This is a genomic window from Pseudomonas sp. ADAK2, assembly GCF_012935755.1.
Taxonomy (GTDB): domain Bacteria; phylum Pseudomonadota; class Gammaproteobacteria; order Pseudomonadales; family Pseudomonadaceae; genus Aquipseudomonas.
Genome location: NZ_CP052862.1, coordinates 3,430,445 through 3,452,923, shown reverse-complemented (window position 1 = coordinate 3,452,923; position 22,479 = coordinate 3,430,445). Strand labels below are relative to the sequence as shown.

General features: G+C 57.9%; 18 protein-coding genes. 6 read left to right on the top strand and 12 right to left on the bottom strand.

The features are described 5' to 3' along the window. Nucleotides 1-145 precede the first annotated feature (145 nt). Nucleotides 146-2,404: a TonB-dependent receptor gene (locus tag HKK52_RS16110; protein ID WP_169371638.1), complete on the bottom strand. Its 2,259-nt coding sequence runs from the start codon at nucleotides 2,402-2,404 to the stop codon at nucleotides 146-148. A 206-nt stretch (nucleotides 2,405-2,610) separates the two neighbouring features. Between HKK52_RS16110 and HKK52_RS16105 the strand changes: the two genes are divergently transcribed. The 4 genes from HKK52_RS16105 to HKK52_RS16090 all read left to right on the top strand — a co-directional run bounded on the left by HKK52_RS16105 (nucleotide 2,611) and on the right by HKK52_RS16090 (nucleotide 7,494). Further along, entirely contained in the window at nucleotides 2,611-3,291 is a 681-nt protein-coding gene (locus HKK52_RS16105; RefSeq protein WP_169371637.1) for a Fe2+-dependent dioxygenase, read from the top strand. Continuing rightward, entirely contained in the window at nucleotides 3,288-4,043 is a 756-nt protein-coding gene (locus HKK52_RS16100; protein WP_169371636.1) for a tetratricopeptide repeat protein, read from the top strand. The genes HKK52_RS16105 and HKK52_RS16100 overlap by 4 nt, the downstream gene beginning before the upstream one ends. A 310-nt stretch (nucleotides 4,044-4,353) precedes the next feature. Next, nucleotides 4,354-6,570 (top strand): alpha-xenorhabdolysin family binary toxin subunit A, encoded by a 2,217-nt coding sequence (locus HKK52_RS16095; protein WP_169371635.1) that lies wholly within the window; start codon nucleotides 4,354-4,356, stop codon nucleotides 6,568-6,570. 15 nt (nucleotides 6,571-6,585) lie between these two features. Further along, a complete protein-coding gene (locus tag HKK52_RS16090) occupies nucleotides 6,586-7,494 on the top strand; it encodes a hypothetical protein (RefSeq protein WP_237150785.1) in 909 nt (302 codons plus the stop codon). Between the two features lie 42 nt (nucleotides 7,495-7,536). Here HKK52_RS16090 and HKK52_RS16085 read toward each other — a convergent pair whose 3' ends face one another. The 5 genes from HKK52_RS16085 to HKK52_RS16065 form a co-directional block, all read right to left on the bottom strand. Further along, nucleotides 7,537-8,700, bottom strand: a complete 1,164-nt coding sequence (locus HKK52_RS16085) for a type III PLP-dependent enzyme (RefSeq protein WP_169371634.1) — start codon at nucleotides 8,698-8,700, stop codon at nucleotides 7,537-7,539. 555 nt (nucleotides 8,701-9,255) lie between these two features. Next, nucleotides 9,256-10,413, bottom strand: coding sequence for an osmoprotectant ABC transporter ATP-binding protein OsmV (locus HKK52_RS16080; RefSeq protein ID WP_169371633.1), 1,158 nt, complete (start codon nucleotides 10,411-10,413; stop codon nucleotides 9,256-9,258). Further along, nucleotides 10,410-11,063 (bottom strand): ABC transporter permease, encoded by a 654-nt coding sequence (locus HKK52_RS16075; RefSeq protein WP_169371632.1) that lies wholly within the window; start codon nucleotides 11,061-11,063, stop codon nucleotides 10,410-10,412. Before HKK52_RS16075 ends, HKK52_RS16080 begins: the two co-directional genes overlap by 4 nt. Before the next feature lie 12 nt (nucleotides 11,064-11,075). Beyond that, nucleotides 11,076-11,969, bottom strand: a complete 894-nt coding sequence (locus HKK52_RS16070) for a glycine betaine ABC transporter substrate-binding protein (protein WP_169371631.1) — start codon at nucleotides 11,967-11,969, stop codon at nucleotides 11,076-11,078. A 20-nt stretch (nucleotides 11,970-11,989) separates the two neighbouring features. Beyond that, nucleotides 11,990-12,706: an ABC transporter permease gene (locus HKK52_RS16065; RefSeq protein WP_054049992.1), complete on the bottom strand. Its 717-nt coding sequence runs from the start codon at nucleotides 12,704-12,706 to the stop codon at nucleotides 11,990-11,992. Between the two features lie 365 nt (nucleotides 12,707-13,071). Here HKK52_RS16065 and HKK52_RS16060 point away from each other — a divergent pair, with 365 nt between their 5' ends. Both HKK52_RS16060 and HKK52_RS16055 read left to right on the top strand, forming a co-directional pair. After that, entirely contained in the window at nucleotides 13,072-14,655 is a 1,584-nt protein-coding gene (locus tag HKK52_RS16060) for a peptide chain release factor 3 (protein WP_054049990.1), read from the top strand. 380 nt (nucleotides 14,656-15,035) lie between these two features. Continuing rightward, nucleotides 15,036-15,293, top strand: a complete 258-nt coding sequence (locus tag HKK52_RS16055) for a hypothetical protein (protein ID WP_169371630.1) — start codon at nucleotides 15,036-15,038, stop codon at nucleotides 15,291-15,293. 105 nt (nucleotides 15,294-15,398) lie between these two features. Here HKK52_RS16055 and HKK52_RS16050 read toward each other — a convergent pair whose 3' ends face one another. From HKK52_RS16050 to HKK52_RS16025, 6 genes are all read right to left on the bottom strand, one after another. Continuing rightward, the gene (locus HKK52_RS16050; RefSeq protein ID WP_123516406.1) at nucleotides 15,399-16,379 is read right to left on the bottom strand and encodes a peptide ABC transporter ATP-binding protein; all 981 of its coding nucleotides are present in this window, start codon (nucleotides 16,377-16,379) and stop codon (nucleotides 15,399-15,401) included. Then, nucleotides 16,379-17,347, bottom strand: coding sequence for an ABC transporter ATP-binding protein (locus tag HKK52_RS16045; RefSeq protein WP_169371629.1), 969 nt, complete (start codon nucleotides 17,345-17,347; stop codon nucleotides 16,379-16,381). Before HKK52_RS16045 ends, HKK52_RS16050 begins: the two co-directional genes overlap by 1 nt. Nucleotides 17,348-17,357: 10 nt before the next feature. Next, complete coding sequence (locus tag HKK52_RS16040; RefSeq protein WP_169374250.1) at nucleotides 17,358-18,269, bottom strand: ABC transporter permease subunit; 912 nt, start codon at nucleotides 18,267-18,269, stop codon at nucleotides 17,358-17,360. 13 nt (nucleotides 18,270-18,282) lie between these two features. Further along, nucleotides 18,283-19,293, bottom strand: coding sequence for an ABC transporter permease subunit (locus HKK52_RS16035; protein WP_054049982.1), 1,011 nt, complete (start codon nucleotides 19,291-19,293; stop codon nucleotides 18,283-18,285). A 74-nt stretch (nucleotides 19,294-19,367) separates the two neighbouring features. Then, nucleotides 19,368-20,963, bottom strand: coding sequence for an ABC transporter substrate-binding protein (locus HKK52_RS16030; RefSeq protein WP_169371628.1), 1,596 nt, complete (start codon nucleotides 20,961-20,963; stop codon nucleotides 19,368-19,370). 78 nt (nucleotides 20,964-21,041) lie between these two features. Further along, the gene (locus tag HKK52_RS16025) at nucleotides 21,042-22,418 is read right to left on the bottom strand and encodes an OprD family porin (protein ID WP_169371627.1); all 1,377 of its coding nucleotides are present in this window, start codon (nucleotides 22,416-22,418) and stop codon (nucleotides 21,042-21,044) included. Nucleotides 22,419-22,479 lie beyond the last annotated feature (61 nt).

The window sequence follows — 22,479 nt, the reverse complement described above, 5'->3', positions numbered from 1 at the left end:
TTGCTCCCGCTGGAGGCCGAAGGACTCCCCAAAAGGGCAATACGGTTTAAGGGGAAAACCGCAGTGCCTGGTTTTGGGGCGGCTTCGCCACCCAGCGGGAGCAAGCTCCCTCGCCACAGTTATGCATCCGACGACCGACTCCCTGTTAGAAGTGGAAGTTCGCGCTCAGCAGGGCAGTACGACCCGCCGCCACGTGGGCGTAGTGCGTCTGGAACACCTGGTCGAAGTAACGCTTGTCGGTCAGGTTCTGCACGTTGAGTTGCAGGTCGACGTTCTTGGTCAGCGCGTAGCTGGCCATCGCGTCGTAGCGCCAGTAGGACGGGATCTCCACCGAGTTGGCGACGTTGCCGAACTGCGAGTCGACGAAGGTCGCGCCGCCGCCAATGGTCAACTTCTCCGGGATCAGGTCGTAGGTCGACCACAGGGTGAAGTTGTTCCGTGGCGTGCTCGGCATGTGGTTGCCTTTGTCGGCGGCGAGGGTGGTCTTGACCACTTCGCTTTCCATATAGGTGTAGCCGCCGAAGACTTTCCAGTTACGGGTCAGCTTGCCGGTGTAGGTCAGTTCCAGACCGTTGACGGTTTGTTCGCCGTCCAGCACCTGGGTGGTGGCGCCGTCCGGATCGTCGATACGGGCGTTGGTTTTCTCGGTGCGGAACAGCGCAGCGGTCAGCGACAAGTCGTCACCGAAGAAATCCCACTTGGTGCCGATCTCGTAGTTGCGGTTCTTTTCCGGGTCCAGGTCGCTGTTGTTCGCCGCCAGTTCCAGGCCGCCGTTACCGCTGGTTTCGCCGGCCGGGTTGCTGGAGGTGGAGTAGGCCGCGTACACGCTGCCGTTCGGCAACGGGTTGTAGACCACGCCGATCTGGTAGTTGACCAGGTCGCTGGTGTTCTCCCGGGAGAAACTGCCCGCTGGCGAACTACGGCCAGCGTTGGCATAGCCGCTGGATTCGGTCTGGTAGTTGTCGTAGCGCAGGCCCAGGTTCAGCGACCATTGCTCGTTCAATTTCAGGGTGTCAAACACGTAAGCCGCAGCGGTCTTGGTGTCGGTGTCGGTGAAGGCATTGCTGTCTTTGATGGAACCCGACCAGTTATCCCCAGGCGTCGGCTTGTACAGATTGGTGCAGTCGCCGGCGTTGAACAGCGCGCGGTTGCAGGTGGTGCCGCTGGCGGTCGAGGTCAGGATGTACGGACGGTTGTGGGTGTCCTGATAGGAAAACTCCAGACCGGTGACCAGGCTGTGTTCGATGGCGCCGGTGTTGAACTTGGCGCTCAGGTCGGTCTGGTTGACCCAGCCGCTGGACGTCGAGTTACGGTTTTTCGAGCCACGGTACACACTGCCGTTAGCCACGTTGCCCTTGCTGTCGTCCGGGTTGGTGACGATGTAGTCGAGGGTCGAGCGGGACATGCGGAAGCTGTTGGAAACGGTCAGGTCGTCATTCAGATCGTGTTCGATCTTGATCGTGCCGCTGTCGTTTTCGGTCTGGCGATAGTCGCGACCGGTGAGGCCGTAGAAATTGTCTTTATTGACGTTGGCCGGTTTGTCGACGTGGTACTTGCTGCGGTTGGCGCTGGAGGTCAGCGGTATGCCGTAGTCCGGCATGTCATCGGTTTCGACGTGGTAGTAACCGACGGTCACGCGGGTGTCGGTGCCCAGGCCGAAGGAGAAAGTCGGCGCCACGCCCCAGCGGCTGACGTCCACGGCATCACGGCCGGCAACGTTGGCTTCGTGCTTCATCAGGTTCAGGCGGAAGGCCGAGGTGTCGTTGATCTGCTGATTCAGGTCCAGGGTGGTGCGCTTGGTCTGGTCCGAGCCCCAGGTGAAGCCGCCGTTGTAGAAGTTGCCGAGTTTGGCGGTCTTGCTCACCAGGTTCAGGCTGCCACCGGTGGAACCGGCGCCGGTGAAGGCCGAGCCAGGGCCTTTGCTGATCTCAATCGATTCAACGTTGAAAATCTCGCGGCTCTGGGACGCCGGGTCGCGCATGCCGTCGACGAAGGTGTCGCTTTCAGCGTTGAAGCCACGAATGATCGGGCGGTCGCCGGCCGGGTTGCCACCTTCGCCGGCACCGAAGGTGATGCCCGGCGTGGTGCGCAATGCGTCAACCAGGCTGGTGGCGCCGGTGTCGCGGATCACTTGTTGCGGGATCACGGTGACGCTTTTCGGCGTTTCGCGCAGTGGCGCGGTGTACTTCTTGGAGGCCGAGGTATCGGTTTTGTAGGAGGTGTCTTCCTGCTCGCCAACAACGCTGGTGGCGTCGAGGGAAATCGCATTGCCCGGTGCTTTTTCGTCGGTCTTTTCAGCGGCGAAAACCATGTGGCCCGCAGAGCCCGCAGTGATAGCCATGCCTATGGCAGACGCGAGCAAACGTGGTGAACTGACCGGCAATTGTGGTTGTTGGCGTGACATGTGAATTCCCCTCCCCAAGGATTTGAGGCCGCGGAATATAGGGTAAACAGGTATTTGTATCAATTGCGAAACGTTACTATTCGCGACGAATTTACATTCTTTACAATTTAACCTTACGGTTTTTGCTGGCTCGTTCGTCTGTGGCGTTTTACTTAGTCAATAAGAATCAATACCATTGGCGTCCCTTGGTTTTCAGGTGTCCTGCCATGTTGCTGCACATTCCCGGCGTGTTCGCGAAAGAAGAAGTGCAGCGTATCCGCGAGGCCCTGGAACAGGCTGATTGGGCGGACGGCAAGATCACCGCCGGCTTCCAGTCAGCCAAGGCCAAGCACAATCTGCAACTGCCGGAAGGTCATCCACTGGCCAAGGAAATCGGCGCGGCCATGCTTGAGCGGCTGTGGAAAAATCCGCAATTCATGTCGGCCGCGCTGCCGCACAAAGTCTTCCCGCCGTTGCTGAACTGTTACACGGCGGGCGGCAGCTTCGATTTCCACATCGACAACGCGGTGCGCCAGCCCCAGGGCAGCATCGAGCGGGTACGCACTGACCTGTCGGCCACGCTGTTCTTCAGCGAGCCGGATGACTACGACGGCGGCGAGCTGGAAATCCAGGACACCTTCGGCACCCAGCGCGTGAAGTTGCCCGCCGGCGACATGGTGCTGTATCCCGGAAGCAGCCTGCACAAGGTCAACGCCGTCACTCGTGGTACGCGTTACGCGTCGTTCTTCTGGACCCAAAGCCTGGTCCGCGAAGACAGCCAGCGCGCCTTGCTGTTCGAGATGGACGGGGCGATCCAGCAACTGACCCAAGACCTGCCCGACCACCCTTCGCTGATCCGCCTCACTGGCACCTATCACAACCTGCTGCGCCGCTGGGTCGAGGTATGAGTTATCAACTGCGCCGCGAGGAAGTCCTCGACGGTGATCGGCTCAAGGCCATGCTCGAAGAAAGTCCGGCGCGGGCGGCCCAGGCGATTCTGATCGCGGCGCGCGAAGGTGTGCTTGATGCCCAGGCGCTGCTTGGGCAGATCCTGCTGGACGGGCAGGGCATCGAACAGGATCAGCCGCTGGCTGTGCGCTGGTTCGAGATTGCGGCCAAGGGCGGGCACCTGATGGCGCGCAACATGCTCGGTCGTTGTCATGAGCATGGCTGGGGTTGTGCGGCGGATGCGGCGATTGCAGTGCGACATTATCGACTGGCGGCAGAAGCGGGACTGGATTGGGCGATGTACAACTACGCCAATCTGTTGGCCACCGGGCGCGGGGTCGCTAAGGACCAGGCGCAAGCACTGGCGATGTATCGCCGTGCCGCTGAACTGCGCCACGCCAAATCCATGAACCTGTTGGGCCGTTACCTGGAAGAAGGACACCATTGCCCGCAGGATCTTCTTGCGGCTCGGGAATGGTATCGACGCTCGGCCGAGGCCGGGGATTTTCGTGGGCAATTCAGTTATGCCACGGTACTGGCCGAGGAAGGTCAAGTCGATGAAGCGCTGGGCTGGTTGCGCATGGCGCTGGCCGGCGCAAACGTGAATTTCTTGCGGGTCAGCAGCGAGTCATTGCTCAGTGCAAATCATCCACAAATCCGTGAGATGGCTAATGCATATCGGCAACGGCTATCGCAGTTGATCGCGTTGTAACGGTTTACTTTACCGTTAACGCTGTTGGCAATTAAGTATGGTTTTTGTTCGGTGTGCCGCTGATAAAGAATGTTGATTGATGATATTGATTATCTGGTTTGCGCTGCGTTAGTTTCTGAGTGGCGCTCAAGTAGTGCGCTGGTCAATATGAAAGTTGTCTTGAATTTTAATATTTGAAAGCTTGTGAGTTATTGGGTTGGTGCTCTAAGGTTTGTTTTGCGATATCGATGATCTGGTTGTACATAGCGATTCATCAATATCGGAATAAGCTGAAATACTACTAATACCTGGAGAAGACAAGGAGTCTCTCATGGATTTCAATATGGATAATAAAATCGTCGAGGCCGCTACTAAAGCGCCTGCGATGTTTGTGGACGCATCGCTCGGCGAAGGTGATGAATATAACCGGCAGCCCGGAATACAACTGACCAAAGAGCAAATTATCAGTCTGAGAAAGTATGAAACTTTAGGGTTGTCTCTGCCCGTCAGGCTACAAGATGTCGTTGCGTATCTAAACTATGGCGCAGGTGATGACGGCGGTGTGGGGCTTAAAGCTACAGACTTTCTGGACACGTTCACAACGACGTATGATCATGCCAAGCGCTGGTCGCCATTGCGCGAAAAAATAATGCTGACAGGCAATGACCTGAAGATTTTTGGTGGCAGCATTATCAGGATTGGCAACGGAATTGTAGAGATCTATGAAGATCTCAAAGCATCGAAATACCTCGAAGAGTACGACATTACAACGCCGGAGGAGTATCAGAAACTCAGGCGTCAAATTCCGAATCTTCCCGATCTCGGTCTACCTGCGGGAGATGTACCGGAAATCAAGTCTTACCTCAATGACATGCTGGCAAAGGTCAAGCAATGCCATGATAAAGCCGAGCGGGTGAGAGTAGAGCTGGATAGCTTTGGTACCGATATGCGCGCAAAAGTGCTGCCGGGAATCACGTTGCGATTGCAATTTATCTCAAAAAATACATACCAGGCAGATATTCAGGTCCTGCAAAAGGACATTGATCAGCGCGCGGCTGATATTGACGAACTCAATAAACAGTACGATCAACTTGTCCAGGAAGCGATCAAATCGGCAGCGACGCTTAATATCGGCGGGTTGATTCTCGGGATCTATCAGGGCGTCAAGGCTGAAAAAATTCGCAAGGAACGCAATAGCCTGAAGGAAGCGCAACAAGCAGCCAATCAAAAAATGGCCGGTAAAAACCAGACATTGAGTTCGTTGAACAAGGTACGTGATGATCTTCAGAACTTGAGCTACGTTGCGATCGAAGCTGAAGTCGCGACTCAAAACCTGATGCTGGTGTGGAATTCGCTGAGTGATTACATTGTTGCATCCGTGCAAGAGGTCAATAAGCTGAACGAGGCGGTGTCCCTGAGAAAGTTTAAAAACCAGATAGTCAATATCACTGCACCTTGGGAACGTATAAAAGCAAGTTCCGATCAGCTGCTGGGTGTGTTTGCAGAAGCTGACAAAGAATACGAAAGGAATCGGTCGGGTATGGAAGTTAAAAGAGGTATGAGTTTGTTATCGGGTCAATCGGGCGATACATCGTTCAATGTGGTTAATCTGCGCGCTCATAATGGCGTGATGCAGCAGAACAACGCCAGCGCGCAAATGTTGTTCCAGCAATTTGATTACGTGTCCGGCGCGGTGGGGACAATGAATGATCTGGCAGCGACTATCAATAAGGTTACCTTCGATGTACGTAACCTCGCCCAGGCAAACCGTATCTATCTGGAAAGAGCAGCGGAAAAACTAAAGGTTTTTCAGGGTGATCTCGGGAATCCGAAGGAGGATGACGAGATTCATCAGGACATGGAAGATGAGCTCAAAGCTGTATTTTCCAAACTGTCCGATAAAACCGCAGATCTAAAAAGTATCCACAAGAGTATCAGCACCTCGTATGACAGGGGCGCGTCAATGGAGTGGGTTCAAACGCTGCAACAGGATCGGGTATCCGATGAGCAGCTCAAAAAAGTTGCCGAAGAAAAACTCGATGCATTGAAAGTGCAGATGAAGTCAGTTTCCGAAGCGATTGATCTGATCGGGAAGGCCGGCGTCGAGAAAATTGGTGAGGAGGCGAAGTTATCGCTGGAAAGCTTCAAGGCACTGGGTTTGGCACCACCGCAGGTTCAAATCGCATTGTTGGCCATTGATACGCTGAAAAAAATGATTTCCGGGATTGGCGAAGCCGTTTCTTTTCTCAATATGTTGGCGGGGTACAACCGGCTGAAAGAAAAAGCTAGCGACTTGCGAATGCAGGCTGATAGGTACACCAAAGCTATTGCCCGAATTGATGGGCGGATCGAATTGGTTAAAACACTTGACGAGTTGGACGACCAGCGTTGGGACTATGTGAGCGAATTTTCGAATCTGGTGGCCGATTTTGAAAAAATCTCCAGCGATTTCAAACAAGATAAGTCGATCGCCGTTGAGGACCGAGCGGGTGCCGCCATTGCCCGTATTGCAAATGTTATTAAATATTTGAACACCGTTCAGCGCTAACAGGGAGTCAGGGAGGTGGGCCGCGCGCCCACCTCTACCATGGATATGAATGCACTTACCTATGAATTTACCGCGACGCAGCGTCGTGTATTGGATCGCTACACCAACTTTCTTGGTTCTATGGCGCTGACATTCAATAATATTCCGGTTGTGTTTGAGCGCCGTAGAAACAGCGGCCATCAACTGGCGATCCTGTCGAAGGACTTGCGCTTTAATAATACGGCGTTTAATGAGCGATATTTGCGAGAGTTCTGGACGCGCACTGAACAAGCCCAGCGGCTGTGCAAAGGTTATATCGAAGATCTGGCGACGTTCAGCCGTGAATCCTTGGAAATAACCAAACAGACGTCGCGCCGCGAACCTATCGGCAGCGTGGACTTCAAATCGTACAGCCTGGCCAGGTCACGGACGTGGATGTTATTCCCACCACGTAATGTACGGGACTTGATTCACGAACTGTATCTTCGGTTTGGTGACCTAAGCAGTGCGATACGGCAACTCAAATACACGATCAGAGAAGTGCGTGACGAGTCGTTTGGGCTGCAGTCGGTATTCATGCGAACAATGGACCACCGAACCTGTCAATGCCATCCACAACCGACTGTTGCGCAGGAGTTATTCAGTCAGGCCGGTACGGCTCCGGTCTGGGACATTGCCTACTCCTCCACCGTCGCGTCGATCAGGGCCGTTGAATACAAGACCAATATCGCAACACTGTATACCGAGTTCGCGTTTGTCAGCGCGCAGATGGGGCTATTCATCGAAGATATACAACAACGTATCGAGGGTATGGTCATCGAACTGTTGCAAGCAAAGAATATGTCCACACTCGGAGAATTGAACTTCAAATTGGGCGGGGTGGTGGAGGGCACTGATGAGTGCATGGCGATGCTGAATCAGCTTGAGGCATGGCTACGTAAATAAAAAAGGTCCATTTTCATGGACCTTTTATGTTCACCAGATCGCTTACACGTAGAACGATTTCAGTGGCGGGAAGCCATTGAATTCAATGGCGCTGTAACTGGTGGTGTAGGCACCGGTGGACAACCAGTACAAACGATCACCAATCGCCAGGTTCAGCGGCAAACCGTACTTGTAGTTTTCATACATGATGTCGGCGCTGTCGCACGTCGGGCCGGCGATGACCACTTCTTCCATCTCGCCTTTCTTTTCGGTCCAGATCGGAAACTTGATGGCTTCGTCCATGGTTTCGATCAGGCCGGAGAACTTGCCCACATCCGTGTACACCCAGCGCTCGACGGCAGTACGGGATTTACGCGCCACCAGTACCACTTCGCTGACCAGGATGCCGGCGTTGGCGATGAGGGAACGGCCCGGTTCCAGGATGATTTCCGGCAGGTCGTCACCGAAGTCTTCCTTGAGGAAACGGATGATTTCTTCGGCGTAGGTTTCCAGGCTGTTGGTGCGGGTGATGTAGTTGGCCGGGAAGCCGCCGCCCATGTTGATCAGCTTCAGGTGAATGCCATCTTCTTCTTTCAGGCGTTCGAAGATCACTTTGACCTTGGCGATCGCCGCGTCCCAGACGCTGATGTCGCGCTGTTGCGAGCCGACGTGGAACGAGATGCCGTAAGGCACCAGGCCCAGGTCACGGGCGAGGATCAGCAGGTCCATGGCCATGTCGGTCTGGCAGCCGAATTTGCGCGACAGCGGCCAGTCGGCCGTGGTCGAGCCTTCGGTGAGGATGCGCACGTAGACTTTCGAACCCGGCGCAGCCTTGGCGATGTTGCGCAGGTCGGCTTCGGAGTCGGTGGCATACAGACGCACGCCCTTCTCGTAGAAGTAGCGGATGTCCTTGGATTTCTTGATGGTGTTGCCGTAGCTGATGCGATCCGGGCCGACGCCCTGGTTCATCACTTTGTCGAGCTCGTAGATCGAGGCGATGTCGAAGTTCGAGCCTTTCTCTTTGAGCAGGTCGATGATTTCGACGGCCGGGTTGGCCTTGACCGCGTAGTAGACCTTGGCGAAATCGAAACCGGCACGCAGGTCGTCATAGGCCTGGCTGATCATCGCGGTGTCGATGACCACGAACGGGGTTTCTTGTTTGTCGGCGAAGGCCTTCATTTTGTTGAAGGTATCGCGCGCGAAATAGTCTTCGACGTTGATCGACATGCTTGGGACTCCTACTGGCAAACTGAGTAAATAAATGGGTGCAAATGAACGTCCTCCGTATCCCCACTTTGGTTCGCCTACTTCCCAAGGCATGTCGCCGAAAGCAAAAAGGCCACGGGAGGCGGTGCTTTCCCTTGGCCTTGCTGTCTCGTCGTCAGTACTTGAGCCGGATGGATCGTTTCCAGCATGGACGTTCGGCGCGAACTTTAGGGCGTGAGGGGCTTGAGATCAACAAAAAATGTCGCGTTTTTGCACGCTTCCGTCGTGCGGTCCCGGACAGCTACTGATGTAACCGACATGCATGACAGTGTGATGTTCCCTCAAATGATCGTTCCCACGCTCTGCGTGGGAATGCATCCGGAGACGCTCCGCGTCTCAAAGGGCGGACGCAGAGCGTCCCGGGCGGCGTTCCCACGCGGAGCGTGGGAACGATCAACGTAAATCGCGTCGGCCCCATTCGCGGGCAAGCCTCGCTCCTACAGGTTTTCGGCATGCCGTGATGTGGCGTACGACACCGCACTTGTAGGAGCAAGGCTTGCCCGCGAAGGTGTCAGATCAGGCGACAGCCGTCTCGGCCGGCGAAACAATACTGGTCTTGCCGCCACGGGATTTACCGGAGCTCAGGTACTCGGCAATCGATTCCTGAGTCACCTCGCCCAGGAACACTCGATCAGCGTCCATCACCGGCAACCACGAGCGGTTGAACTCGTACATACGCGACAGCAGAATGCGCAAATGCTCGTCATACGCCGCGGTGGCGTTGAACTCGCGCAGGTACTGAGCGCAAGTCCCGGTCTGACGGTGCAGGTCGCGACGTCGTACATAACCGAGCGCCTTGTTCTCGCCATCGGTGACCACCACATAACGACGGTCCAGTTCGTCCATCAACTCCAGGGCTTCAGCTACCGGCGTTTCCGGGCTCACCGACGGCGCGTTGTCTGCCGCGTCTTCGGCTTTCACCAGCAACAGGCGCTTGAGGGTGCTGTCCTGGCCGACGAAGTTGCTGACAAAATCGTCCGCCGGGTGCGCCAACAGCGTGTCCGGGTGATCGATCTGCAGCAGCTTGCCAGCGCGGAAGATCGCAATCTTGTCGCCGAGCTTGATCGCTTCGTCGATGTCGTGGCTGACCATGATCACGGTCTTGTTCAGCGCCCGTTGCATCTCGAAGAACTCGTTCTGGATCATCTCGCGGTTGATCGGGTCGACCGCGCCGAACGGCTCATCCATCAACAGCAGCGGTGCATCCGCCGCCAGTGCACGAATAACGCCGATTCGCTGCTGCTGACCGCCGGACAATTCCCGCGGGTAGCGATTCAGGTACTGCTTGGGTTCAAGCTTGATCATGCTCATCAACTCGCGGGCGCGGTCGTGGCATTTCTGTTTGTCCCAGCCCAGCAGGCGCGGAACGATGGTGATGTTTTCCTCGATGGTCATGTTCGGGAACAGACCGATCTGCTGGATCACATAACCGATATTGCGGCGCAGGGTTACGGCGTCGAGGTCGGTGGTGTCTTCGCCGTTGATCAGGATCTTGCCCGAGGTCGGCTTGATCAGACGGTTGATCATTTTCAGCGTGGTGCTTTTGCCGCAGCCCGATGGCCCGAGGAACACACAGATTTCGCCTTCATTGACGGTCAGGCTTACCGAGTCCACGGCTTTCACATCTTTGCCGTTGCTTTGGAAGGTCTTGCTGAGGTTTTGAAGTTCGATCATTTGAGCAGTCCTTTTGGAGTCAGCGTGCGTTGCAGCCATTGCAGAAGCAGGTCGGCGAAGATGGCCAGGAGACTGACCAGCACGGCGCCGACGATCAGCATCGACATGTCGCTGCGGCTGATGGAAGCGAGAATGAGTACACCGAGGCCACCGGCACCGATGGTCGCGGCGATGGTCATGACACCAATGTTCATGACCACGGCGGTGCGCACACCGGCGAGGATCACCGGCACGGCGATCGGCAGTTCGACCATGCGCAGGCGCTGGCCGAAGGTCATGCCGATGCCACGGGCGGCTTCGCGAATGCCGGGTTCGACGCCGGTCAGCGCCAGGTAGGTGTTACGCATGATCGGCAGCAGCGAGTACAGAAACACCGCGGTGATCGCCGGCATCGGGCCCAGGCCCTGGCCGAACTTGGAGTAGAACGGCAGCAGCAGGCCGAACAGCGCGATCGACGGCACGGTCAGCAGCACCGTGGCGCTGGCTTGCAGCGGGCCGGCCAGTGACGGGAAGCGCGTCATCAGCACGCCCAGCGGCACACCAACCACGATTGCCAGCGTTACGGCAATGCCGACAAGGGTGATGTGCTGCCAGGTCAGGTGCAGGACCAGCGGCCAGTCAAGATGGGAAAAGGCGTTCAAAAATTCCATGGCTTTTCCTCCTCAGTTGATCGGGTGCTGGCGCAGGAAATCTGCGGCAACCGATGAAGGGCTTTCGTGATCGACATCAACCCGCGCGTTGAGCTGGCGCATGGTGGCGTCGTCGAACAGTTCGGCCAGTGGCTTGAGTTCTTCGGCGAGTTTCGGGTGGGCGTCGAGGTAGACCTGACGCACTACCGGGGCGGCGGTGTAGTCCGGGAAGTAATGCTTGTCGTCTTCCAGCAGTTTCAGCTTGAAGGCGTTCAAGCGACCGTCGGTGGTGTAGACCAGCCCGGCAAACACCTGGCTATTGCGCAGGGCGGTGTAGACCAGCCCGGCGTCCATCTGCCGGATGTTCTTGCGGGTCAGGTTCATGCCATAGAGGTCGACCATGCCGTCCAGACCGTCGGAGCGGTTGGCAAACTCAGTGTCCAGGGCAACGAGGTGATTGGTCTTCGCCTCCGCCTGCATCACCGTGTTCAGCTCGCTGATGGTGTTGATCTGCGGGTAGGCCTGCGCGGTTTTTTCCGGCAGGGCCAAGGCGTAGGTGTTGCTGAATTTCGACGGGGTGAGCCAGACCAGGCCTTTTTTCGCGTCGACTTCCTTCACCTTGGCGTAGGACTGAGCGCTGTCGAGTTTGTCAGTGATGTGGTTGTAAGCCACCAGCGACACGCCGGTGTATTCCCACATCAAGTCCAGCTGACCACTTTCGTGGGCACTGCGGGCCAGGTTGCTGCCCAGACCGCCGGTTACTTGGGTGTCATAACCCTTGGTGCGCAGGTATTGGGAAGTGATTTCCGCCAGCAGGGTTTGTTCGGTGAACACCCGGGCGCCGATGCGGATAACGGGTTTGTCAGCGGCTTGAGCAATTCCTGCGAACAGCAGAATGCAGCCTAAAAGCAAGCTAAGTCTTTTCATGAAAATTCCTTTGCCGAGGCTTAAGACGGGCGGAGGCCGCGTTCGAGCCAGAGGCGGCTGGCGAGTGTCACCAGGCCGTCGAGCAGCAAGGCCAGCAGCGCGGTACAAGCCGCGCCGAGCAGCAGTTGCGGCTGATTGTTCAGGGCGATGCCAGGGAAAATCAGGCTGCCCAGGCTGTTGGCGCCAATCAGGAACGCCAGCGGGGCGGTACCGACGTTGATTGCCAGTGCGACGCGCACGCCACCGATGATGATCGGCACGGCGTTCGGCAGTTCGACCCGCCACAGCACTTGCGTCGGCGTCATGCCGATGCCGACGGCGGCTTCCTTGAGCGAACCCTGGACGTTTTTCAGGCCTTCATAGGTGTTGCGCACGATCGGCAACAGCGAGGCGAGGAACAGGGCGAAGATCGCCGGGCCGCTGCCGATGCCCAGAATCCCCAGGGCGATGGCCAGTACGGCGAGAGGCGGCACAGTGTTGCCGATGTTGAAGATCTGCATGAAGCGTTCAGCGCGGCCCACCATGGTCGGGCGGCTGAGGAAGATACCGGCGGGGATGCCCACAACGAGGGCGGCCAGCATGGAAACAAGGACGAGGATCAAGTGAGCTTGCAGGTAAAACAACAAATCGTCGCGGTAATGTTCGATCGTGTTGATGCCAATCCAATGGACCAGCAGGGCCAGGAGTGCGACGACAACCGCACCTCCTATAAGCCCCTTGCCATAGCGAATAGCCACAGGCGGACTCCTTTTTTTCTTAGTCGGCGAACGCAGTCCTTTGTGGCAATGCCATCACTGGCTGCCGGGATATCGACGTTCGCGAGAAGCAGCTCTTCATGCTGGTAAAACCGCATGAGATCGAGCCATAAGCGCAGCCTCGTCAGGCTAACTTGCTGATTTATCAGCCCCTGGTACGAGTGCCGTAACAGGGGAGTGGACGTCTGCACCTTTTAAAAGGTTCCATAATTAGCAGCAATTAGCCACCCTTGATCTCCCAACGGTCCCGTTAATCGCCATGGGCGACAGGGCGAGCGGTGGTCCGTAACGCTCGGTTTGCGCTATACTCGCCGCCCTTTTTTGAATCACCTGCCAGGCGATTTCCCATGACCAAACAGGCCGCCGAAGTCGCGAAACGCCGCACTTTCGCCATTATTTCCCACCCCGATGCCGGTAAAACCACCATCACCGAGAAGCTCTTGCTGATGGGCAAGGCGATTGCGATTGCGGGCACGGTGAAGTCACGTAAATCCGACCGCCATGCGACGTCCGACTGGATGGAAATGGAAAAGCAGCGTGGTATCTCGATTACCACGTCGGTCATGCAGTTTCCGTACCGCGACCACATGATCAACCTGCTCGACACCCCGGGCCACGAAGACTTCTCCGAAGATACCTACCGCACCCTGACGGCGGTGGACTCGGCCTTGATGGTCCTCGACGGCGGTAAGGGTGTAGAGCCTCGGACCATCGCGCTGATGGACGTCTGCCGTCTGCGTGACACGCCGATCGTCAGCTTCATCAACAAACTCGACCGTGACATCCGCGACCCGATCGAACTGCTCGACGAAATCGAAGCAGTCCTGAAGATCAAGGCAGCGCCGATCACCTGGCCGATCGGTTGCTACCGCGACTTCAAGGGCGTGTATCACCTCGCTGACGACTACATCATCGTGTACACCGCCGGTCACGGCCACGAGCGCACCGATGTGAAAATCATCGAGAAGCTCGACTCCGATGAGGCACGCGCGCACCTCGGTGATGAATACGATCGCTTCGTCGATCAGCTGGAACTGGTGCAGGGCGCCTGTCACGAATTCAATCAACAGGAATTCCTCGACGGCCAACTGACCCCGGTGTTCTTCGGTACCGCACTGGGCAACTTCGGTGTCGATCACGTGCTCGACGCCGTGGTCAACTGGGCGCCGAAACCCCTGGCCCGTGTTGCCAACGAGCGCACCGTGGAACCGGTCGAAGAGAAATTCGCCGGCTTCGTGTTCAAGATCCAGGCGAACATGGACCCGAAACACCGCGACCGCATCGCCTTCATGCGTATCTGCTCCGGCAAATACGAAAAAGGCATGAAGATGCGCCACGTGCGCACCGGCAAGGACGTGCGGATCGGCGATGCGCTGACCTTCTTCTCCTCCGAGCGTGAGCAACTGGAAGAGGCCTTCGCCGGCGACATCATCGGTTTGCACAACCACGGCACCATCCAGATCGGCGACACCTTCACCGAAGGCGAAGTTCTGGGCTTCACCGGCATCCCGCACTTCGCCCCGGAACTGTTCCGCCGCGTACGCCTGCGTGATCCGCTGAAATCCAAGCAACTGCGCCAGGGCCTGCAGCAATTGGCGGAAGAGGGCGCGACCCAGGTGTTCTTCCCTGAGCGCAGCAACGACATCATCCTCGGTGCCGTTGGTGTGCTGCAGTTCGACGTGGTCGCCAGCCGCTTGAAAGAGGAATACAAGGTTGAGTGCTCCTACGAGCCGATCACCGTTTATTCCGCGCGCTGGATCGATTGCGACGATAAGAAGAAGCTTGAAGAGTTCAAGGTCAAGGCTGTGGAAAACCTGGCTATCGATGGCGGTGGTCACCTGACCTACCTGGCCCCGACCCGGGTCAACCTGGCGCTGATGGAAGAGCGCTGGCCGGACGTGAAATTCCGTGCGACCCGTGAACATCACTAAGCACTGATGGCTGTACCCGAAACCCCGTTGCGAGAGCTGCGGGGTTTTTTTATGTTCCGATTTTGGATAGTTGGATCGTTCCCACGCTCTGCGTGGGAATGCAGCCCGGGACGCTCCGCGTCCCAAGAGCGGACGCAGAGTGTCCATTGAGGCATTCCCACGCGGAGCGTAGGAACGATCAAGGTGTCGAACTCTGAAATTGCTGTTCGGCATAGTCCCTATTCCAAACCAATCTGCCCTGTAACGGCATTTCTGCCCATTCGTTAGCGTCCTATCTGGAGAACCCGGCCGATCGGAACTAGATTTCATTCAGCGCCACGGTACTCGGGTCATGCGCAGTCAGGCACTTATGCTGCATCTCAAAAAGGATGGAATCGGCTATGAGCATTTTTCAACGCATTGTGTTGTTGCTGAAGGTTTTGGTGATGCTGTCTGTGGGCATGTCGGCGGCGTGGGCCGATTGCCCGGCCCATGGTGAACAGGCTTCGAGCGGACAGGCGGTGCACACGGGAATGATGATCGCCAAGTCCGAATCGGAGGGCGGTGATAAGGGGCAGGGTGGCAGCGCCGATGATGACGACTCGACCACCGATGAGCCAGACACCGACGATGACGAAGAAGGCGACAGCCAGACCTAAACCGCAGGCAAAAGAAAACCCCTTCCACCGGACTGATGCGCAATCCAGGTAGAAGGGGTTTGGTCAACTCTTCAAACGCGCGCCCCGGTGACGGAGGCGCGTTTTTTATGCCGCGCCGTCGAGGAATTGCTCGGCGTAGTGGCAAGCCACCTGGCGGTTATCCAATGGCCGCAGCAATGGCTCTTCGGTGCTGCAACGCTCGGTCGCGTACGGGCAGCGCTTGTGGAACGCGCAGCCGGACGGCGGATTCAGCGGATTTGGCAACTCGCCGACGATCTTGATTTTCGGCTTGTTCGGGTCCGGGTGAATGGTCGGGGTGGCCGACAGCAACGCCTGGGTGTACGGGTGCAGCGGACGCTCGTAAATGTCGTTCTTCGGGCCCATTTCCACCGGGCGACCGAGGTACATCACCATCACGTCATCGGCCACATGCTGGACGACTGCCAGGTTGTGGGAGATGAACACGTAGGCGGTGTTGAACTCTTGCTGCAAATCCATGAACAGGTTCAGCACCTGCGCCTGGATCGACACGTCCAGCGCCGAGGTCGGTTCGTCCGCCACCAGCACTTTCGGTTGCAGCATCATGGCGCGAGCCAGGGCGATCCGCTGGCGCTGACCGCCGGAGAACATGTGCGGATAACGCTGGTAGTGCTCGGGACGCAAGCCCACCTGCTTCATCATTGCCTGGACTTTTTCGCGACGTTCGGCCGCCGACAGGTTGGTGTTGATCAGCAGCGGTTCGCCGAGCTGGTCACCGACTTTCTGCCGTGGGTTCAACGAGGCATAAGGGCTCTGGAACACCATCTGCACGTCTTTGCGCAGTTGCTTGCGCTGGGCCTTGTCGGCGCCGGTGACTTCCTGCCCGGCGATTTTCAAGGACCCGGAGGACGGCTCTTCGATCAGCGTCAGGGCGCGGGCCAGGGTGGATTTGCCGCAACCCGATTCGCCAACGACCGCGAGGGTCTTGCCGGCTTCCAGTTCGAACGACACACCGTTCAGGGCGCGGACGGTCGCATGGCCCTTGAACAGGCCACGGGACACCTCGTAGTGACGGGTCAGGTCGCGGGCGGTAAGTACGACGGCCATTACGCCACCTCCTGATTCAGCGGGTAGAAGCAGCGGGCGAGGCTGTTGCTTTTCGGGTCAAGGCCGGGACGTTGCTGGCGGCAGGAGTCCTGCACGTACGGGCAACGCGGCGACAGCAGGCAACCCTGCGGACGGTCATAACGACCGGGAACAATCCCCGGCAGCGTGGCCAGGCGCGTGGCGCCGAGGCTGTGCTCCGGAATCGCCTTGAGCAGCGCTTCGCTGTACGGGTGCGCCGGAATGTCGAACAGTTGCGGGACTTGACCAACTTCCACCGCTTGGCCGGCGTACATCACGCATACGCGTTGGGCGGTTTCGGCCACGACCGCGAGGTCGTGAGTGATCAGCACCAGGCCCATGTTCTGCTCTTTCTGCAGGGCCAGCAGCAGGTCCATGATCTGGGCCTGGATGGTCACGTCGAGGGCAGTGGTCGGTTCGTCGGCGATCAGCAGTTTCGGTTCGCCGGCAATCGCCATGGCGATTGCCACACGCTGGCTCATACCGCCGGACAGTTGGTGCGGGTAGGCCTCCATACGGCTGGCGGCGCCCGGGATTTCCACTTTTTCCAACAGTTCGATCGCACGCTTGCGCGCTTGCTTGCCGGACATCTTCAGGTGCAGGCGCAGCACTTCTTCGATCTGGAAACCGACGGTGTAGCTCGGGTTCAGCGCGGTCATCGGGTCCTGGAAGACCATGGCCAGGTCTTTGCCGACGATTTGCCGACGCTGACGGTTGCTGAGCTTGAGCATGTTCTTGCCGTCGAAATTCAGCGCGTCGGCGGTGACGATCCCCGGGTGTTCGATCAGGCCCATCAGCGCCATCATGGTCACGGATTTACCCGAACCCGACTCGCCAACGATGGCCAGTACTTCGCCTTTGTCCACGGAAATGTCGAGCCCGTCGACCACCGGAACGGCGTTCTTGTCGCCGAAGCGAACGTTGAGATTCTTGATTTCTAACAGTGACATTTGAATCTCCTCAGGCGGCGTTCTTGAGTTTCGGGTCCAGCGCATCGCGCAGGCCGTCGCCCATCAAGTTGATTGCCAGCACGCTGAGCAAAATGGTCAGGCCAGGCAGGCTTACCACCCACCAGGCGCGTTCGATGTAGTCGCGAGCCGAAGCCAGCATGGTGCCCCACTCAGGGGTTGGCGGTTGTACGCCAAGGCCGAGGAAGCCCAGGGCCGCGGCATCGAGAATCGCCGAGGAGAAGCTCAAGGTCGCTTGAACGATCAGTGGCGCCATGCAGTTGGGCAGCACGGTAACGAACATCAGGCGTGGCAGGCCGGCACCGGCGAGGCGCGCGGCGGTCACGTAGTCGCGGTTCAGTTCGCCCATCACCGCGGCGCGGGTCAGACGAACATAGGACGGCAACGAAACCACGGCGATGGCAATGATGGTGTTGATCAGGCCAGGGCCGAGGATGGCGACAATCGCCACGGCCAGCAGCAGGGACGGCAGGGCCAGCATGATGTCCATCAGGCGCATGATGGTCGGGCCGAGCACGCGCGGGAAGAACCCGGCGAACAGACCCAGCAGGATGCCCGGAATCAGCGACATCACCACCGACGACAAACCGATCAGCAAGGACAGGCGCGAACCGTTGATCAGCCGCGACAGCAGGTCGCGACCCAGTTCATCGGTGCCAAGCAGGAACTGGATTTGCCCACCTTCCAGCCAGGACGGCGGGGTCAGCAGGAAATCACGGTATTGCTCGCTCGGGTTATGCGGAGCAACCCACGGCGCGAAGATCGCGCAGAAAATCACCAGCAGCATGAACATCAGGCCGGCAACGGCGCCTTTGTTCTTGGAAAACGCTTGCCAGAATTCTTTGTACGGAGACGGGTACAGCAGGCTTTGATCGACTGCTACCGCTGGAATTGAAGTGGTCATGGTCATGATGATCTCAGCGCTGATGGCGAATGCGTGGGTTGGCAAAGCCGTAGAGGATGTCGACTACGAAGTTGACCAGAATCACCAGGCAGGCGATTAACAGGATGCCGTTCTGCACCACGGGATAGTCCCGTGCGCCAATGGCTTCGATCAGCCATTTGCCGATGCCGGGCCAGGAGAAGATGGTTTCGGTCAGGACCGCACCGGCCAACAGCGTGCCGACTTGCAGGCCGACCACGGTCAATACCGGAATCAGCGCGTTGCGCAGGCCGTGCACGAACACCACGCGCGCCGGCGACAGGCCTTTGGCGCGGGCGGTACGGATGTAGTCTTCACGCAGCACTTCGAGCATCGACGAACGGGTCATCCGCGCAATTACCGCCAGCGGGATGGTGCCGAGCACGATGGCCGGCAGAATCAGGTGATGCAGGGCATCGAAGAAGGCGCCCACGTCATCGGCGAGCAAGGTGTCGATGAGCATGAAGCCGGTGCGTGGCTCGATGTCATAGAGCAGGTCGATCCGCCCGGACACCGGGGTCCAGCCGAGGGACACCGAGAAGAACATGATCAGGATCAGGCCCCACCAGAAGATCGGCATCGAATATCCCGCCAGGGAGATGCCCATTACCCCATGGTCGAACAGGGATCCTCGCTTGAGTGCCGCGATCACCCCGGCCAGGAGGCCCAGGATGCCGGCGAACAACAGCGCGGCCATGGACAGTTCCAGGGTCGCAGGGAATAGAGAGCTGAACTCGGTCCAGACACTTTCACGGGTACGCAGGGATTCGCCAAGGTCGCCGTGGGCCAACTTGCCGATGTAATCCAGGTATTGGGCATACAGGGGTTTGTTCAGACCAAGGCGTTCCATTGCCTGGGCGTGCATTTCGGGGTCGACCCGACGTTCGCCCATCATTACTTCCACGGGGTCGCCCGGAATCATGCGAATCAACGCGAAAGTCAGCAGGGTGATGCCGAAAAACGTGGGGATCAACAACCCCAGTCGGCGGGCAATAAAACTAAACATCTTGTGTGCTACCTCATCAGCCGGTTAGGCGTGCCTGGCGTCCCTGGAGTCAGGGACGCCGGGAGTTTTCTTATCTACTTCACCTGGGTGGTGGCGAAGTTATTAGTGGTGAGGGGGCTAATGTGGTAGCCCTCTACGTTGTTGCGCATTGCGGTGAACATACGGGTGTGGGCCATGCTGATCCACGGTTGGTCCTGGTTAAAGACCTCCTGGGCTTGTTCGTATAGCTTGGCGCGTTCGGCCGGATCTACTTTAGCGCGGGCTTCATCGATCAGTGCCTGGAATTTCTCGCTGCACCAGCGCGCGTAGTTTTCGCCGTTTTTGGCCGCCTCGCAACTGAGCATAGGCGTCAGGAAGTTATCCGGGTCGCCGTTGTCGCCCGCCCATCCGGCGGAAACCATGTCGTGCTCGCCGTTTTTGGCGCGCTTGAGCATCTCGCCCCATTCCATGACGCGAATGTCGATCTTGATCCCGACCTTGGCCAGGTCAGCCTGCATCATCTGCGCGCCGAGCATCGGGTTCGGGTTGGTCGGACCGCCGCCGTTACGGGTGAACAGGGTGAATGAGGTACCTTCCGGTACGCCGGCTTCCTTGAGCAGGGCGCGCGCCTTGTCGAGGTCACGTGGCGGGTTCTTCAGGTCGTGGTTGTAACCCAGCAGGGTGTCCGGGTACGGGTTGACCGCCACGGTCGCATTGCCTTTGCCGAACAGCGCATTGACGTAAGCCGCCTTGTCGAAGGCGATGTCGATGGCTTTGCGCACCCGCACGTCGCTCATGTACTTGTGGGTGGTGTTCATGGCGATGTACGAAACGGTCATCGCGTTCAGTTCATCAACCTTCAGGTTGGTGTCTTTCTTGATGCTCGGGATGTCATCCGGTTTCGGATACAGCGCGATCTGGCACTCGTTGGCCTTGAGCTTTTGCAGGCGCACGTTGTTGTCGGTGGCGATGGCCAGGATCAGCGCTTCTGCCGGCGGCTTGCCACGGAAGTACTCCGGGTTGGCCTTGAAGCGGACTTGAGCGTCCTTGGCGTAACGCTGGAAGATGAACGGGCCGGTGCCGATTGGCTTGTTGTTCAGGTCGCCAGTCTTGTTGGCCTTGAGCAACTGGTCGGCGTACTCGGCGGAGTAGATCGAGGAGAAGGCCATGGCGATGTCTGCCAGGAATGGCGCTTCGCGACGGGTCAACGTGAACTTGACCGTGTTGTCGTCAACTTTCTCGACGCTTTTGAGCAGTTCCTTGAAGCCCATGCTTTCAAAGTACGGGAAGCCCACGCTCGACAGTTTGTGCCACGGGTGATTCGGGTCCAGCTGACGCTGGAAGCTCCAGACCACGTCGTCGGCGTTCATGTCGCGGGTCGGTTTGAAGTAATCGGTGGTGTGGAACTTGACGCCTTTACGCAGGTGGAACGTGTAGCTCAGACCGTCCTCGCTGATGTCCCAGGAGTCGGCCAGTGCCGGAATCACTTCGGTGGTGCCGGGCTTGAAGTCCGCCAGACGATTGAAGATGGTTTCGGCCACCGCATCGGCTGTGACTGCAGTCGTGTACTGGACCATGTCGAAGCCTTCCGGACTGGCTTCGGTGCAGACCACCAAGGGTTTGGCCGAGACGCCAACAGCGACACTCAGCAACGCGGCAGCGATGGCCGCACGTAGGGGAAGCATTTTCATCAAGAACCCTCTGCAATCGGTTGAACAGATAAAAGCCCAACGGCTGACTCGTCATGAGTCAACCGCCGGGCAGTGTTTTTACAAAATCTTGAACGGGATGGTGGTCACGAGACGGAACTCGTTGATGCTGCCATCAGCCTGGTTATCGCTGGCACGGTGAGTGGTGTAGGTCGCGCGCACGGTGGTCGCTTTAAGCGGACCGCTCTGCACGGCGTACGCCGTACCGATGCCGTATTCATAGTGGTTCTCGCCGTCCATGTTGCGAACGTCGTAGGCGGTGCCGGTGTAGTGAGTACCGTCGATGCCCCAGCCGCGAGCGCTGTAGACGTTGAACTTCAGGCCTGGCACGCCGTATTCGGCCATGTTCAGGCCGTAGGCGATCTGGAACGATTTTTCGTTCGGGCCGTTGAAGTCGGACAGCAGGGAGTTGGCCAGGTAGATGCCGTTGGTTTCGTGCAGGTAGTCGAAGTACTCGTTACCGTTCACTTCCTGGTACGAGAAGGTCAGGCTGTGGGCCTGGTGAGTCAGGCCCAGCGACAGCGAGTAGGTGTCGTTGTCGATTTCACCCATCAACTTTTTGCCTTCGTCGACGGTCTTGTAGTAGTTCAGGCCGGTGGTCAGGCTCAGGACCGAGCTGTCGCCCAGTTCATGAGTGGCGCCGAAGTAGTACTGGTTCCAGAAGTCTTCGACGTTGGTCGCGTACAGGCTGGTCTTCAGGCTTTTGAACGGCTGGTAGTTCAGGCCAGCGGTGTTCACGTGGTCGGTTTCGACGCCGGTGGCGCTGTATTCACTGCGGAATTTCGACAGGCTCTGCTCGGTACGTGGCGACACGCGATCGAAGGTGCCGAGGTCGAACGACAGGTTGTCGAACTCTTCGCTGTGAATGGTCACACCTTCAAAGCTCGAAGGCAGCGGACGGTTGCCGATGACGTCGACGATCGGGCTGCTGAAGTTCTGGCGGCCGGCGGTCAGGGTGGTGTTGGAAATACGCGCCTTGACGTTGGCCAGGCCGAGTTTGCTCCACTGATCCACGGCGTCGCCGTTGGAGTGAGCCAGGGTACGGTTGGAGCCGCCCTTGATGTCTTCACGGCTGCGATCCAGCGCCAGGGCGTTGTAGGCCGCGACTTCGGTGGCGAAACCCACGGTGCCTTGGGTGAAGCCCGAGGTGTAGTTCAGGATGGTGCCCTGAACCCAGTTGATACGACGCGAACCGGTCAAGTCTTCGCCGTGTCTTTCGTAGCCGAAAGTGCCGCCGCGACGTTTCAGTTCGTTGGCGTACCAGTTACGGGTAGTACCCGAGAGGCTCTGGCCATCGATGAAACCTTTGGCTTCCGACTGGGAGTTGGTGCTGGCCAGTTGCGTTGGAACGAATTCCTGGCTTTGGGTTTCTGCGTAAGCCGTGGCGGTTACGCTGCTGATGGCCAGGGCCAAAATCGCGGTGCTGCTCAGTTTCATGGGTGAAGCTCCTTTCTTTCTTTTTTTTAATGCCGGTCTTTTTTGGTGATCCGGCTATTTG